Consider the following 12,232-nt stretch of genomic DNA (forward strand, 5'->3'; position numbering starts at 1 on the left):
TCGTGCCGATTTCTATGGAGACCCGCCTATGTTCGAGGCCCTGACGCGCCTATTCGGAAAGGCCGAAGCCCAGCTCGACCCCAGCGATCCGCGCCTGGCCGTGGCGGCCCTGCTGGTGCATCTGGCCGGCGTCGATGGCAGCATGAAGGAAGAGGAGCGCAAGGCCATCCGTGGCGCGCTGATGGATCACAATGATCTCGATGAGACCAACGTCGACCAGCTGATCAAGGAAGCCGCGGCCCGCGACGCCGAAGCGGTGGATTTCTATAAGTTCACCAGCGGGTTGACCCAGCTGGAGATGCAGGACCGGGTCGAGATCATCCGCATGATGTGGAGCGTGGTCTTTGCCGACAGCAAGAACCACGAGCTCGAGGACAATATGGTCTGGCGGGTGGCCGAGCTGATCGGCGTCTCCAGCCGCGACCGCATCGTGCTGCGCAACCAGATGCGCGGCAAGGCGGCGGCAGAAACCAGCGATCAATAAGCGGTAAAGTCCCCGATCACTTCGGGTTCTTCATTGTCGCAATCAAAGCTGCCGGCCTTGTCGGCGGCCTGACGCGCCAGGTCATTGGCGTTCTTGTTGGCCAGCGCATCCACATAAGCGATGTGGCAGGAATTGCCCTCGGCGATCTGGCTGACCACCAGCACCTGCCCCTTGTCCTCGCCGGTTTCCACATCGGCGGTGAAATAGCGCACGATGGTGGCTATGGGCATCCAGCGCCCCGAGGCATTGGACAGCCGCCATTCGAGCTTGTTGCCCAGATGGTTGAACGGCGGCAGAGTCTGGAATCCCACGCTATTGGCATCGGGATCAAAGCCATAATTCAGCGAAAAGCGCAGATCCCCTTCCTGCACCCGCAACGGAAAGCCCTTATAGCCCGGGCAGGCCCAACTGGCGCCGAAATCGTCGGCCTCGAGCACAAGACACTGATCGAGGTCGAGATCGGTATAGGCGCTGGTAAAGCCTGATTGCCCAAGCGCCGGCGTGCCCATGCACAAGGCCCCGGCGACAAGAGCAATGCCGCCCAGAACCGCGCGAATATCGACAAATTCGCCTGCTGCCATAGGATGTCTCCCGATGATCCAGATCAACTCGTCACCGACTTGATCCGGTTATTGTGCAAAAAACAAGGAGAGGACCCATGTTCAAGACCCTGCTGATTGCCACCGACGGATCCGAACTGGCGGCCAAGGCGCTTGATGCCGCCATCGAGCTCGCCAAGCTGCACGGCTCGAGCCTCATTATCCTGACCACCACCGATCCGGTGGGCACCAGCATCGGTGCCGGTGGGTTCGGCGCCATCGACGCCGCCCCCATCATTGCCCGACTGGATGAGACCTATACAGCCGAAGCCAAAAAGCTGCTCGATGGAGCCAAGGCGCTGGCCGGCGAACACGGTATCCCGGCCGAAACCGTGCACGTACCGCACCAGCGCCCGGCCGATGGCATCATCGACACCGCCAGGGCACGCAATGTCGACACCATCATCATGGGATCGCATGGTCGGCGGGGTCTGGGACGGTTGATTCTGGGCAGCCAGGCCGCCGAAGTGCTCGCCCGCGCCGACGTGCCGGTTCTGGTGGTCAAATAGCCCCATCGCGCCGCGCGCGAACGGTGCGGCGGATTTGCGGCTTGCCTTGGGGGCGGAAATTCGGGCAGAACCAGCCGCGAATTTCCGTCCTCCTCCTACGGCAGCAAGACACATGAATATCGACGCCATCCCCACCGGCAAGAACCCACCCGACGACCTCAATGTCATCATCGAGGTCCCCCTGGGGGGCGAGCCGATCAAGTACGAGATCGACAAGGATAGCGGCGCCCTGTTCGTCGACCGTTTCCTCTATACGCCGATGCGCTATCCCGGCAATTACGGCTTCGTCCCGCACACATTGTGCGGCGACGGCGATCCGCTCGACGTTATCGTGATGAATTCCCGCCCGCTGGTGCCCGGTGCCGTGGTGCGCTCGCGCCCGGTCGGCGTCTTGTTCATGGAAGACGATGGTGGCCAGGACGAGAAAATTATCGCCGTGCCCGTCAGCAAGCTGACGCGCATGTATGACAACATCCAGGACGTCACCGACCTGCCCGAAATCCAGCTCGAGCGCGTCAAGCACTTCTTCACCCATTACAAGGATCTCGAGCCCGGCAAGTGGGCCAAGATCGACCGGATCGGCAATCTTGCCGATGCCCGCGCCGTGATCCTCAAATCCATCGAAATGGCCCAGAAGGGCTAAGAGGCTTCAAGCCATTGCTGAAAAGGGGGCGGAACCGCAAGGTTTCGCCCCCTTTTCCATGCGCCGCACATGTGAGCAGCGGCAAAATGCTTCACGTGAATCAGGGCAAACAAAAAGCCCGGCACGATGGCCGGGCTTTTCGAATAGAGGCGCGCAGAGCTTATTCGCTCTTGGCGTCGCCTTCGGCCGGGGCGGCTTCGGCAGCGGCGGCAGCTGCTGCTGCGGCTTCCGCGTCCTTGGCGGCCTGCTCGGCGGCAAAGGCCTCGGCTGCAGCGATCTTTTCAGCTTCGCGGGCATCCTTGGCAGCCTGTGCGGCTTCACGCTCGGAGGCTTCGATCTTCTTGGTGCGCGAATTGGTCGATTCGAAAATACGAGCCGACTTACCGCGACGGTCGCGCAGGTAGTAGAGCTTGGCGCGACGCACCTTACCGCGCTTGATCACTTCGACCGAAGCGATGTTGGGGGAGTGAATGGGGAACACGCGTTCCACGCCTTCACCATAAGAAATCTTGCGGACGGTGAAGCTTTCCATGATGCCGGCGCCGGAGCGGGCAATCACGACGCCTTCATAGGCCTGCAGACGTTCCTTGTCGCCTTCGCGGATCTTGACCCAGACCTTGACGGTATCGCCATGGGTAAATTCGGGAAGTTCGCGCTTGGCGACGAGCTCGGCAACGTGCTCGGCATTGAGCTGTTCGATGATGTTCATTTTCGATCCGTTCGATCTTTTCATAGGAGCGACTTTTTTGAGGTTTTCTCAAACCCCGTCGCCCGGTCTTGGTTGGTAACGGAAGGCAGTCTTCTTGGTCTTGTCGCGCACCGGCTCCGAAACGCCCGGTACACGAGATGGGCGGCTCATAGGGGATTTCTGCCCCAGAGTCTAGGGCTTTTGGGCTTCCCCGCCCGACCATTGTGTCGTCACCACCCGTCTTGACCCGGTGGCCAACCTTCGGCCTTGGCAAGTGAGCAAATGGATTGCCCGGTCAAGCCGGGCAATGACGACGCAAGCAAAGCGTCAGCGCCCGCTTCGGTTCAGCAGGTCCGGCCGCCTCGCCTTGGTCAGCGCCAGGGACTGCTCGTGCCGCCACTTGGCGATCTTGCCATGGTCTCCCGAGGTCAATACCGCCGGAATGTCCTGCCCTTCAAAGCTCTGCGGCCGCGTATAGTGCGGATATTCGAGCAGGCCATTTTCAAAGCTCTCCTCGTCGCGGCTGTCGAGCGCACCGAGCACGCCGGGAATGAGCCGCACCACAGCCTCCAGCAGCACCATGGCCGCCACTTCTCCCCCGGCCAGCACATAGTCGCCAATGGAGATTTCCTCCAACTGGCGGTTATCGATGACGCGCTGGTCTACGCCCTCGAAGCGGCCGCAAATGATGACGGCACCGGGACCCACGGCCAGCTCATGCGCGCGGGCCTGGGTCAGCGGCTTGCCGCGCGGCGACATCAGGATGCGCGGGCGTAGATCACCAACGGGCGCAACGGTATCGATGGCCCTGGCCAGAATATCAGGTTTCAGCACCATTCCGGCGCCACCGCCCGAGGGCGTGTCGTCGACAGTGCGGTGGCGGTCCCCGGCAAAGTCGCGCAATTGGGTGGCGCGCAGCGACCACAGACCCTCATTGAGGCCACGGCCCAGCACAGAAGCGCCCAAGGGCCCCGGAAACAGTTCGGGGAACAGGGTGATGATCTCGGCGGAAAAACTCAATCGGGCTCTTCCTCGCCGGGATCGGCATCGAGCGGCGGCGCAATGGTGAGATAGCCATCGGCGATGCGAATGGTCGGGACGACCGCCTTGGTGAAGGGGAACAGGAACGTGTCGCCCGAGCGCGGATCGCGCACTTCAATGAGATCGCCGGCCCCAAAATTCGGCAGCGCCACCACTTCCCCGATGCTGACCCCGGTTTCCTCCAGCCGTGCGTCGAGCCCGATCAGGTCGGCATGGTAGAAATCGTCCTCGTCCTCATGCTCGGGCAGGCGGTCGCGATCGATATAGAGCCCGACACCATTGAGCAGTTCGGCCGCATTGCGGTCGCGCACCCCCTTGAGACGGGCAATGAGCACCGTCTTGTTGAGGCGAGCGGTTTCAATGGTGATGGTGAGCCCGGCCCGATCGGTGTGGAGCGGACCATAGGAGGCGATCGCCTCGGGATCCTGGGTATGGGAGGTGATGCGTACCTCGCCCTTGATACCGTGGGCAGCGCCGATCGTGCCCAGAAGAATGCGGTTGGAATTGTCTGCCATGACCTGCCTTCGCGTTTCCATCTGGCTCATATCAGGCCGGCGCGCGCACGCAAATGGGTCAATCCTTGCGCACCAGTTCAATGACGTCATGCGTGGATTCGTAGCGCGGATAAGGCAGCTCCAGCCGATAACGCTTCGCAGTCTTGTCGGGCACGCGATAGATGCAGCCCACCTGGTCGCGATCGGCATCGGCGCCATAGGCAATGGGCTGTTCATCCCCGTAATACAGCGCGCCCCAATAGAACACCGCTGTTTCCGCCGATTGCAGCCTGCCGGAAAAGCGCTGCGATACGGTAATTTTGTCGATACGGGTGCCGCCCTTGGAAATCCGGCAATCGAAATAGGGATAGACCACCAGCGGCGAAATGGCGCCGCCGAGCTTGACGGTGCGGCAGAGATAGTCGCCATCGGCAATGGCGTCGATATAGCCGTCGCCCTGGGCAAACAGCGCATGCACATCGACCCGCTCGTTATAGGACGGTGCGATCAGCGTTTCGGCCAGGCCCTGGCTGCGCGAGCGGAAGAAATCCACCATCCGCTCCTGATCATTTTCGGAAAGCGTCACCCCATCCGGCACGGTGCAAGCCAGTGCCGAAAGGGGTTGCAGGGCCAGCACTGCCGCCAGCAGCAATGCGGCGCCTGATTTCAGACAATTGGACATGGCGGAGCCCCTTGTTCCAGATCAAGGAACCTTGCACGCCCATGGTGCTTTCTCAAGGACACTCGACCTGGAGGTTCATGATGTCCCAGATACTCACCGATCGCGAAGCCATCCGCCAATGGGTGATCGCCCGCGGCGGCAATCCCGTGCTGATGGATGTTCCTGACGGCAGCAAGAGCCGCACGGTGCTGCAACTCTCCTTCGGCCAGGACATTCTCAATGCCGATGCCAATGAAGGCCCCGACCGGGTCGGCGGTTTCCAACTGGTGAGCTGGGAAGAATGGTTCGCCGCGCTTGAAGCCGGCAAGCTGGCGCTGATGGTCTCGGACGATCCGTCCGGCGGCAATGAGGCCGAATATAATTTCGTCGAACGGGACTAGCGCTAAACGCGATCGGGCGAGGGAGCGACCGCTACAACTAGCCGTCAGCCCTCGTCTTCCAGATCCGCCTGGGCCTCGATGGCTTCCATATCCTCATCGGAATAGCCGAAATGGTGCCCGAGTTCGTGGATGAGAACATGGGTGACGATGTCGCCCAGCGTATCCTCGTCATGCTCGGCCCAATGGTCGAGGATGGCCCGCCGATAGAGAAACACCGTATTGGGAAACTGACCGGTATGCGGCACGGCGCCGTCATGGGTCATGCCGATGCCGGTAAACAGCCCCATCAATTCGAACGGGCTCTCCATGCCGAAATGGGCGATGATATCGTCCTCGGCAAATTCGGCCACCGAGCAGGTGACTTCGGCACTCAGTGACTTGAAAGGCTCTGGCAGGGCCGCAAGCGCCGCGCTGGCCAGAGCCTCGATGTCATCGAGGGTCGGGGCATGAAACCCCGACCAATCCAAACCCTTTAGCGCCACTCGCGAATATCGACGAAGTGGCCGGCAATGGCGGCTGCGGCGGCCATGGCGGGGGAAACGAGGTGCGTGCGGCCCTTAAAGCCCTGGCGTCCCTCGAAATTGCGGTTGGACGTCGAGGCACAACGCTCCTCGGGCTTCAGCTTGTCCGGGTTCATGGCCAGGCACATCGAGCAACCGGGCTCGCGCCATTCGAAACCGGCAGTCTTGAACACCACGTCGAGACCCTCGGCTTCGGCCTGTTCCTTGACGAGACCGGAACCGGGCACGACCATGGCCGACACGTGCGATGCCACCTTGCGGTCGCCGATCACGGCGGCAGCGGCGCGCAGATCTTCAATGCGGCCATTGGTGCAGGAGCCGATGAACACCTTGTCGAGCTTGATGTCGGTGATCGGGGTGCCGGGCTTGAGCCCCATATAGTCGAGGGCACGCCACTTGGAGCTGCGCTTGTTCTCGTCCTGGATTTCGTCCGGATTGGGCACAACACCCTGCACCGAAATCACGTCCTCGGGCGAAGAGCCCCAGGACACGATGGGCGGCAGCTTGGCAGCGTCGAGCACCACCACCTTGTCGTAATGGGCGCCTTCGTCGGTGAACAGCGTCTTCCAGTAGTCGACGGCCATGTCGAAGGCTTCGCCCTTGGGCGCGCGCGGACGATCCCTAACATAGGCGAAGGTCTTTTCGTCGGGCGCAATCAAGCCGGCGCGCGCGCCGCCTTCGATGGTCATGTTGCAGACCGTCATGCGGCCTTCCATCGACAGCGAGCGAATGGCCTCGCCGGCGAACTCGATGACGTGGCCATTGCCGCCGGCCGTGCCGATTTCGCCGATGATGGCGAGAATGATATCCTTGGCAGTAACGCCAGGGGGCAGCTGGCCATCCACACGCACGAGCATGTTCTTGGCCTTCTGCTGGATCAGCGTCTGGGTGGCCAGAACGTGTTCCACTTCCGAAGTGCCGATGCCGTGGGCCAGGGCGCCGAACGCGCCATGGGTCGAGGTGTGGCTGTCGCCGCAGACGATGGTCATGCCCGGCAGGGTAAAGCCTTGTTCAGGGCCGACAATGTGCACGATGCCCTGACGCTTGTCGAAGGGGTCGTAATATTCGATGCCGAAATCGCGCGTATTCTCGGCCAGGGTCTCGATCTGGATGGCGCTTTCCGGATCGGGATTGGGCAGGGAACGATCGGTGGTGGGCACATTGTGGTCGACCACGGCGAGCGTGCGCTCGGGATGGCGCACCTTGCGGCCATTAAGGCGCAGGCCCTCGAAGGCCTGCGGGCTGGTGACTTCGTGCACCAGGTGCCGGTCGATATAGATCAGGCTGGTGCCGTCCTCGTTGTTCTGGACCAGATGGTCGTCCCAGATCTTGTCATAGAGCGTGCGGGCCTTGGTCATGTCGATCTTCCGAGGGGGCATGAATGAAAGTTTGGAGTGGTTCTAAGCCCAAGCCGAAAAACGGTCAAGCACAACCGTACTCTTGGGTACGGTTCACGCCTGTCGGCTGGCATTGAGCCGCGACAGGGCGAAAATACCCAGCAGGCTGGTGTCGAGCCCGATGCGGTAGCGGCACCACAGGGCAATGGCGATCTGGGCGAGGATGCGCCCGCCCATATTGACCGCCGCTGCACCGACGACGCCCCAGATCGGGATAACGAGGATTTGCACCAGAAAACCCAGCCCCATAATGGCGCCGAAAATGGCGACATAAGCCCGCTCATGGCCGGTCATCATCATGACGATCTTGGAAGGACCAGTGGCGGCGTCGAACAACAGACCCGTGGCCAACAGCACCAGCACCAGCGCGCCACCGGCATAATCAGGCCCGAACATCGACAGGATCGGCCCGCCGAACAACACGAATCCCGCAAAGATGACCAATGAAAACAGAAAGCCCGCCCAGGAGCACAGTGCGGTGATGGCCTGGGCCTTGCGCATTGAACCGGCATGATAATGCTCGGCCACCATCGGCGCGATGACCAGCTCGATGGCGAATGTAAACAGTGTCATCAATCCGGCGGTGCGGAAGGCGTTGAAGTAGAGCCCCGAGCTTTCGAGGTCGAGCATCAGCCCCACCAGGATCACATCGGCATTGAGCGTTGCGGTTTCGATGAGCGCGCCCAGCAAAAGCCAGCGGCTGAGCCCGCCCCATTCGCGCCAATGGCGGCGCACCGGGGCAATCGCCGGCATGATGGCGTAATTCTGGCGCCGCGCCGCAGCCATCTGCAGCACCAGCGCGCCGAGCAGCAGCGCTGCCGACAGGGCCAGGGCGTCAGGCCCGCTCAGTACAATGCCAACGTAGAAAAGAACAAGCACAGCGCCGGGCAGCGCCAGGCGCCAGAGAATGTCGCGCGGCAACAAAGCCGTCCACAACGACCCCTGCGCACGCAGCACCGAGGAATTGTATTCGGCCAGCGCCAGCGGCAAGAGGATGATCGCAGCGGCATAGAAATGGTTGACCGTCATGCGCGCCGGCAGGAATGGCAGGCTGATGACGGTGAGAATGCACAGCACCACAGCGACGACTAGGCTTGCCCCAATGGTAATGGCCGAGCCGGCGGCGACGGCATCCCTGGCCTTCTGCTCATCGCCCTGCCCCCGATATTGTGCCCAGAGCCGCAATATGGCGGTCGGCTGACCGGCCCCGGCCAGGATGGCGAGCACAGTCGCCAGCGCCAGGCCGAAGGCGAAATGACCATATTCGCTGACCGTTTGCGTGCGCGAGAGCACCACATAAGTGAGATAGGTGAGGCCGGCCGTGGCCACCTTGATGCCCAGTGACCCCACCGACCGCCACAGGCCTGTGTGGAGCAATGCCCGCAGGTCGCTCGGTATGGTGAGCCGCATCGATAAGCCTCAAAAGCCGCGCAGACGCTTGCGCGGGAGCCTCAATCTGGCATGGCGTCTCTCAAGAACCCCTTACCGTGCGGCCCTTTGCGATGACAAAACCGTCAGCGACGATATGTTTTGTCGACGCCAGCGGTGACCCATGCTGCCAGTCGGCGTCAGCAGCAGTCACCAGCACGCCATTTCCGGCTTTACCCCCGGGCTCGCCTTGGCGATAACAACGCCGCCCATCGTCGCGACTCACCCGGAACCGCCATGACCCAGTCCATCGTCACCTGGAACATCAATTCGGTTCGCCTGCGCCTGCCGATGGTGCTGGATTTTCTCGCGCAATATCAGCCCGACGTGCTGATGCTGCAGGAGATCAAGTGCACCAATGACCAGTTTCCGCGCAACGCCTTCATCGAGGCCGGCTATCCGCATATGGCCGTGCATGGGCAGAAGGGCTATCACGGCGTCGCCATTGTTTCGAAATTCCCGCTGATCGACATTTCGAGCCGGGTTTTCTTCGACATCCCGGAATCGCGCCATATATCGGCGCTGGTCGATCTGGGGCACGGGCCGTTCACGCTGCACAATTTCTATATTCCCGCCGGTGGCGACGAGCCCGATCCGGAAATCAACCCCAAGTTCAAGCACAAGCTGGGCTTCCTTGACGAACTCAAGACCTGGTTCTCCGAGCCGGTTTTCCAGCGCGGCCATCTCATCGCCGGCGACTTCAACATCGCCCCGCATGAGAACGACGTCTGGAGCCACAAGCAGTTGCTCAAGATCGTCAGCCACACGCCCCAGGAAACCGAGCGTCTCGATGCCCTGCTCTCGGGCGGGCACGGCTGGGTGGATCTGGTGCGCAAGCACATTCCCTACGACCAGAAGCTTTATTCCTGGTGGAGCTATCGCAGCGCCAATTGGGAGCTGGCCAATAAGGGCCGCCGTCTCGACCATATCTGGTCCACTGCCGACGTGGCGGAGCGCTCGATCGGCGCCGAAATCATCAAGCCGGCCCGCGGCTGGACCGATAAGCCGTCCGACCATGTGCCAGTGATCGCTCGTTTCGTGAAGCCTTAGCGACGGGGAGCAGGCGCCTCTCAGGCGCCCTTCATCTTGCGCCGGAGCGGCTCGAGGGCGTGCATGTAGCGGCCCAGATCCTGCTCGATGCGCTGGGCGGCCCGCTGCGCCAGGTCCGGATATTGGCGCAGCAGCTTGAGAAAGGCGCTGCGTGGCACGAACAGCAATTCGCAATCGGTCACGGCCGTAAAGGTGACCGGACGCGGCTTGTCGAGGATGAGCGCGGTGGGCGAGATGACGCTGCCCGGTTCGCTCAGCGCATAGGGTTTTCCCGCCTCGGCGCCTTCATGACGCGCCTTGACCGTGCCATCCATCAGCACATAGGCGCCCTGCGGCACGTCGCCGGCGCGATAGATGACGTCATCGGCGTCGAAATGCTGGCGGTCGCCGGCAAAACCCAGCATGCGCCGCTGCTCGTCGTCGCAGATGTCGAAGAAATCGGCCTGGGACAAGACCCCGGCCGCGTCATCCATTCTCATGTGCCCCAGACCCGGATGCAAGACCGCCTGCCAGGATGGCAGGCGGAAGATCTGGTTAACCTATAGGGGAGTTCGCGACGGGATTGAACTCCCTTGTCCACCCAATCAGGGGACAAGCCGATAGCCGCCATCCTCGGTCACGAGCAGGCGCGCATTGGAAGGGTCGCGCTCGATCTTTTGGCGCAGCCGATAGATGTGGGTTTCCAGCGTATGGGTGGTGACCCGATTGTTATAGCCCCAGACTTCCTTGAGCAGCACGTCGCGCGTGATGGTCTTGGGTCCCTGGCGATAGAGGAACTTGAGGATCGAGGTTTCCTTGTCGGTCAGGCGCACCTTGATGCCGTCATTGGTCTCGAGCACCTTGGCGGCGGGCTGGAAATGATACTGACCGATGGTGAAGACCGCATCCTCGCTCTGATCATGCTGGCGGAGCGCCGCATTGATGCGGGCGAGCAGGACCGGATAACGGAACGGTTTGGTCAGGTAATCATTGGCCCCAGCCTCGAGACCCTTGATCTCGTCGGCTTCGGTGTCGTGACCGGTCAGCATCAGCACCGGGCTCTTATAGCCCTCCTGACGCATCAGCTTCACCGCTTCGCGGCCATCCATATCAGGCAGGCCGACATCGAGGATGGTCAGCTCGATATTGGTGTCGCGCAAGACCTTGAGCGCATCATTGGCGGTGCCCGCCTGCAGGATGTCAAAGGAAGGCTCGCCCTGAAGCTGCTCCACCAGGGTCTGGCGCAGATCCGCGTCGTCGTCCACGACTAGGATGCGTCGCTTGTTCATTGAGGTCTCCGGTCTCTTCGGTCAGCGCCGACCAAGGTCACATCATTGCGACCTGTTTTTGGCCAGCCAATCACAACGGTGTTACAACTGCCAGCAACGCGGCAAGAACCGGAATAGTTGCATTTGCTGCTTTCCGAACGCTGCAAATGCGTCAAGGCGTGATCGATCCAAAGACCAGGCGCCGTGACTTCGGCAACCAGTGATTTACTACAGTAAGGCGGAGGGCTTTACGCTGGCTCAGGCGTGAAGCGGCGGCCGAAAAGCGCCGAACCGACGCGCACATGGGTGGCCCCCATGGCAATGGCCGTTTCGAAATCCCCGCTCATGCCCATGGAGAGTTTTTCGACAGCGCAATCCCTGGCCAGTTGCACGAGATGGGCAAAATAGGGACCGGGCGGCTGTCCATCGGGCGGAATGCACATCAGCCCCACGACATTCAGACCGTAGTCACTGCGACAGCGTCCCACGAAATCCGCGGTCTCGCTGACGGCAATGCCGGCCTTCTGTTCCTCGCCGCCGATATTCACCTGGACGAAACAGGGTAGCCGCCGGCCGGTGCGCGCCATTTCCTCACCCAGCGCCTTGGCGAGCTTGTCACGATCCACCGTTTCGATCACATCGAACAGCGCCACCGCCTCGCGCACCTTGTTGGTCTGCAGCGGGCCGATGAGGTGCAGGCTAAGACCGGGGAACTCCGCCCGCAGCCCCGGCCACTTTTCCTTGGCCTCCTGCACCCTGTTCTCGCCGAAGACCAATTGTCCGGCCACAAGAAACGGCCGCACCTGATCGGCAGGAAAGGTCTTGGACACGGCCACCAGTTCGACCGATTCGGGCGGCGGGCCGAAGCGGCGCCGTGCCTTTTCGATGCGGCCTTTGATGTAGTCGAGCGCCTGGGAGGCGCCAGCAGCAGTCTCTGCCATAACGCGGCCCCGTTTCTGTTGACCTGATAGGGGTTTTCTGATGATGGTCCGGTAGCCAAAATCCCCAATAAACGCAAGCCGCGCCGCCTTTTGCGCGCTGGCCCTGCGTCAATCTTGCAAGGACGAGA

16 protein-coding genes are annotated in these 12,232 nt (G+C 61.7%); 5 read left to right on the forward strand and 11 right to left on the reverse strand.

The features are described 5' to 3' along the window. Positions 1–28 precede the first annotated feature (28 nt). Complete coding sequence (locus tag DEVEQU_RS07890; RefSeq protein WP_126150040.1) at positions 29–484, forward strand: tellurite resistance TerB family protein; 456 nt, start codon at positions 29–31, stop codon at positions 482–484. Here the strand turns inward: DEVEQU_RS07890 and DEVEQU_RS07895 are convergent. After that, entirely contained in the window at positions 478–1,065 is a 588-nt protein-coding gene (locus tag DEVEQU_RS07895; RefSeq protein WP_126150041.1) for a hypothetical protein, read from the reverse strand. The genes DEVEQU_RS07890 and DEVEQU_RS07895 overlap by 7 nt on opposite strands. A 77-nt stretch (positions 1,066–1,142) precedes the next feature. Here DEVEQU_RS07895 and DEVEQU_RS07900 point away from each other — a divergent pair, with 77 nt between their 5' ends. Further along, positions 1,143–1,592: a universal stress protein gene (locus DEVEQU_RS07900; protein ID WP_126150042.1), complete on the forward strand. Its 450-nt coding sequence runs from the start codon at positions 1,143–1,145 to the stop codon at positions 1,590–1,592. Between the two features lie 112 nt (positions 1,593–1,704). Then, the gene (gene ppa, locus DEVEQU_RS07905) at positions 1,705–2,235 is read left to right on the forward strand and encodes an inorganic diphosphatase (protein ID WP_126150043.1); all 531 of its coding nucleotides are present in this window, start codon (positions 1,705–1,707) and stop codon (positions 2,233–2,235) included. 160 nt (positions 2,236–2,395) lie between these two features. Here ppa and rplS read toward each other — a convergent pair whose 3' ends face one another. From rplS to DEVEQU_RS07925, 4 genes are all read right to left on the reverse strand, one after another. Then, positions 2,396–2,944 carry a 50S ribosomal protein L19 gene (gene rplS / locus DEVEQU_RS07910; RefSeq protein ID WP_164550317.1) on the reverse strand — a complete coding sequence of 183 codons (549 nt, stop codon included), beginning with the start codon at positions 2,942–2,944 and terminating at the stop codon, positions 2,396–2,398. 306 nt (positions 2,945–3,250) lie between these two features. Further along, positions 3,251–3,943: a tRNA (guanosine(37)-N1)-methyltransferase TrmD gene (trmD, locus tag DEVEQU_RS07915; RefSeq protein ID WP_126150044.1), complete on the reverse strand. Its 693-nt coding sequence runs from the start codon at positions 3,941–3,943 to the stop codon at positions 3,251–3,253. After that, positions 3,940–4,479, reverse strand: a complete 540-nt coding sequence (gene rimM, locus DEVEQU_RS07920) for a ribosome maturation factor RimM (protein ID WP_126150045.1) — start codon at positions 4,477–4,479, stop codon at positions 3,940–3,942. The genes trmD and rimM overlap by 4 nt, the downstream gene beginning before the upstream one ends. A gap of 58 nt (positions 4,480–4,537) precedes the next feature. Continuing rightward, positions 4,538–5,140 (reverse strand): DUF4893 domain-containing protein, encoded by a 603-nt coding sequence (locus DEVEQU_RS07925; protein ID WP_126150046.1) that lies wholly within the window; start codon positions 5,138–5,140, stop codon positions 4,538–4,540. 80 nt (positions 5,141–5,220) lie between these two features. Here DEVEQU_RS07925 and DEVEQU_RS07930 point away from each other — a divergent pair, with 80 nt between their 5' ends. Beyond that, positions 5,221–5,520, forward strand: coding sequence for a hypothetical protein (locus tag DEVEQU_RS07930; RefSeq protein WP_126150047.1), 300 nt, complete (start codon positions 5,221–5,223; stop codon positions 5,518–5,520). 44 nt (positions 5,521–5,564) lie between these two features. Here the strand turns inward: DEVEQU_RS07930 and DEVEQU_RS07935 are convergent, their stop codons facing one another. The 3 genes from DEVEQU_RS07935 to DEVEQU_RS07945 form a co-directional block, all read right to left on the reverse strand. Further along, positions 5,565–6,002, reverse strand: coding sequence for a metallopeptidase family protein (locus DEVEQU_RS07935; protein WP_126150048.1), 438 nt, complete (start codon positions 6,000–6,002; stop codon positions 5,565–5,567). After that, positions 5,993–7,399: a 3-isopropylmalate dehydratase large subunit gene (gene leuC, locus DEVEQU_RS07940; protein ID WP_126150049.1), complete on the reverse strand. Its 1,407-nt coding sequence runs from the start codon at positions 7,397–7,399 to the stop codon at positions 5,993–5,995. Before leuC ends, DEVEQU_RS07935 begins: the two co-directional genes overlap by 10 nt. Positions 7,400–7,492: 93 nt before the next feature. Next, the gene (locus tag DEVEQU_RS07945; RefSeq protein WP_126150050.1) at positions 7,493–8,848 is read right to left on the reverse strand and encodes an oligosaccharide flippase family protein; all 1,356 of its coding nucleotides are present in this window, start codon (positions 8,846–8,848) and stop codon (positions 7,493–7,495) included. A gap of 255 nt (positions 8,849–9,103) precedes the next feature. Between DEVEQU_RS07945 and DEVEQU_RS07950 the strand changes: the two genes are divergently transcribed. Then, entirely contained in the window at positions 9,104–9,916 is an 813-nt protein-coding gene (locus tag DEVEQU_RS07950) for an exodeoxyribonuclease III (protein ID WP_126150051.1), read from the forward strand. 20 nt (positions 9,917–9,936) lie between these two features. Here the strand turns inward: DEVEQU_RS07950 and DEVEQU_RS07955 are convergent, their stop codons facing one another. From DEVEQU_RS07955 to DEVEQU_RS07965, 3 genes are all read right to left on the reverse strand, one after another. Then, complete coding sequence (locus tag DEVEQU_RS07955) at positions 9,937–10,389, reverse strand: Crp/Fnr family transcriptional regulator (RefSeq protein ID WP_164550318.1); 453 nt, start codon at positions 10,387–10,389, stop codon at positions 9,937–9,939. A 111-nt stretch (positions 10,390–10,500) separates the two neighbouring features. After that, positions 10,501–11,184 (reverse strand): response regulator transcription factor, encoded by a 684-nt coding sequence (locus DEVEQU_RS07960; protein ID WP_126150053.1) that lies wholly within the window; start codon positions 11,182–11,184, stop codon positions 10,501–10,503. Positions 11,185–11,411: 227 nt separating this feature from the next. Continuing rightward, entirely contained in the window at positions 11,412–12,104 is a 693-nt protein-coding gene (locus tag DEVEQU_RS07965; protein ID WP_126150054.1) for a YggS family pyridoxal phosphate-dependent enzyme, read from the reverse strand. Between the last annotated feature and the right edge of the window lie 128 nt (positions 12,105–12,232).

The sequence above is a fragment of the Devosia equisanguinis genome, from assembly GCF_900631955.1.
In the GTDB taxonomy this organism is placed as follows: domain Bacteria; phylum Pseudomonadota; class Alphaproteobacteria; order Rhizobiales; family Devosiaceae; genus Devosia; species Devosia equisanguinis.

Bases quoted from the DNA above. Each gene is read 5' to 3' on its own strand.
- DEVEQU_RS07965 (WP_126150054.1), bottom strand. From the start codon at position 12,104: ATGGCAGAGACTGCTGCTGGCGCCTCCCAGGCGCTCGACTACATCAAA.
- rplS (WP_164550317.1), bottom strand. From the start codon at position 2,944: ATGAACATCATCGAACAGCTCAATGCCGAGCACGTTGCCGAGCTCGTC.
- DEVEQU_RS07950 (WP_126150051.1), top strand. From the start codon at position 9,104: ATGACCCAGTCCATCGTCACCTGGAACATCAATTCGGTTCGCCTGCGC.
- leuC (WP_126150049.1), bottom strand. From the start codon at position 7,399: ATGACCAAGGCCCGCACGCTCTATGACAAGATCTGGGACGACCATCTG.
- DEVEQU_RS07895 (WP_126150041.1), bottom strand. From the start codon at position 1,065: ATGGCAGCAGGCGAATTTGTCGATATTCGCGCGGTTCTGGGCGGCATT.
- DEVEQU_RS07945 (WP_126150050.1), bottom strand. From the start codon at position 8,848: ATGCGGCTCACCATACCGAGCGACCTGCGGGCATTGCTCCACACAGGC.
- rimM (WP_126150045.1), bottom strand. From the start codon at position 4,479: ATGGCAGACAATTCCAACCGCATTCTTCTGGGCACGATCGGCGCTGCC.
- DEVEQU_RS07955 (WP_164550318.1), bottom strand. From the start codon at position 10,389: ATGGATGACGCGGCCGGGGTCTTGTCCCAGGCCGATTTCTTCGACATC.
- DEVEQU_RS07930 (WP_126150047.1), top strand. From the start codon at position 5,221: ATGTCCCAGATACTCACCGATCGCGAAGCCATCCGCCAATGGGTGATC.
- DEVEQU_RS07900 (WP_126150042.1), top strand. From the start codon at position 1,143: ATGTTCAAGACCCTGCTGATTGCCACCGACGGATCCGAACTGGCGGCC.
- DEVEQU_RS07890 (WP_126150040.1), top strand. From the start codon at position 29: ATGTTCGAGGCCCTGACGCGCCTATTCGGAAAGGCCGAAGCCCAGCTC.
- DEVEQU_RS07960 (WP_126150053.1), bottom strand. From the start codon at position 11,184: ATGAACAAGCGACGCATCCTAGTCGTGGACGACGACGCGGATCTGCGC.
- DEVEQU_RS07925 (WP_126150046.1), bottom strand. From the start codon at position 5,140: ATGTCCAATTGTCTGAAATCAGGCGCCGCATTGCTGCTGGCGGCAGTG.
- ppa (WP_126150043.1), top strand. From the start codon at position 1,705: ATGAATATCGACGCCATCCCCACCGGCAAGAACCCACCCGACGACCTC.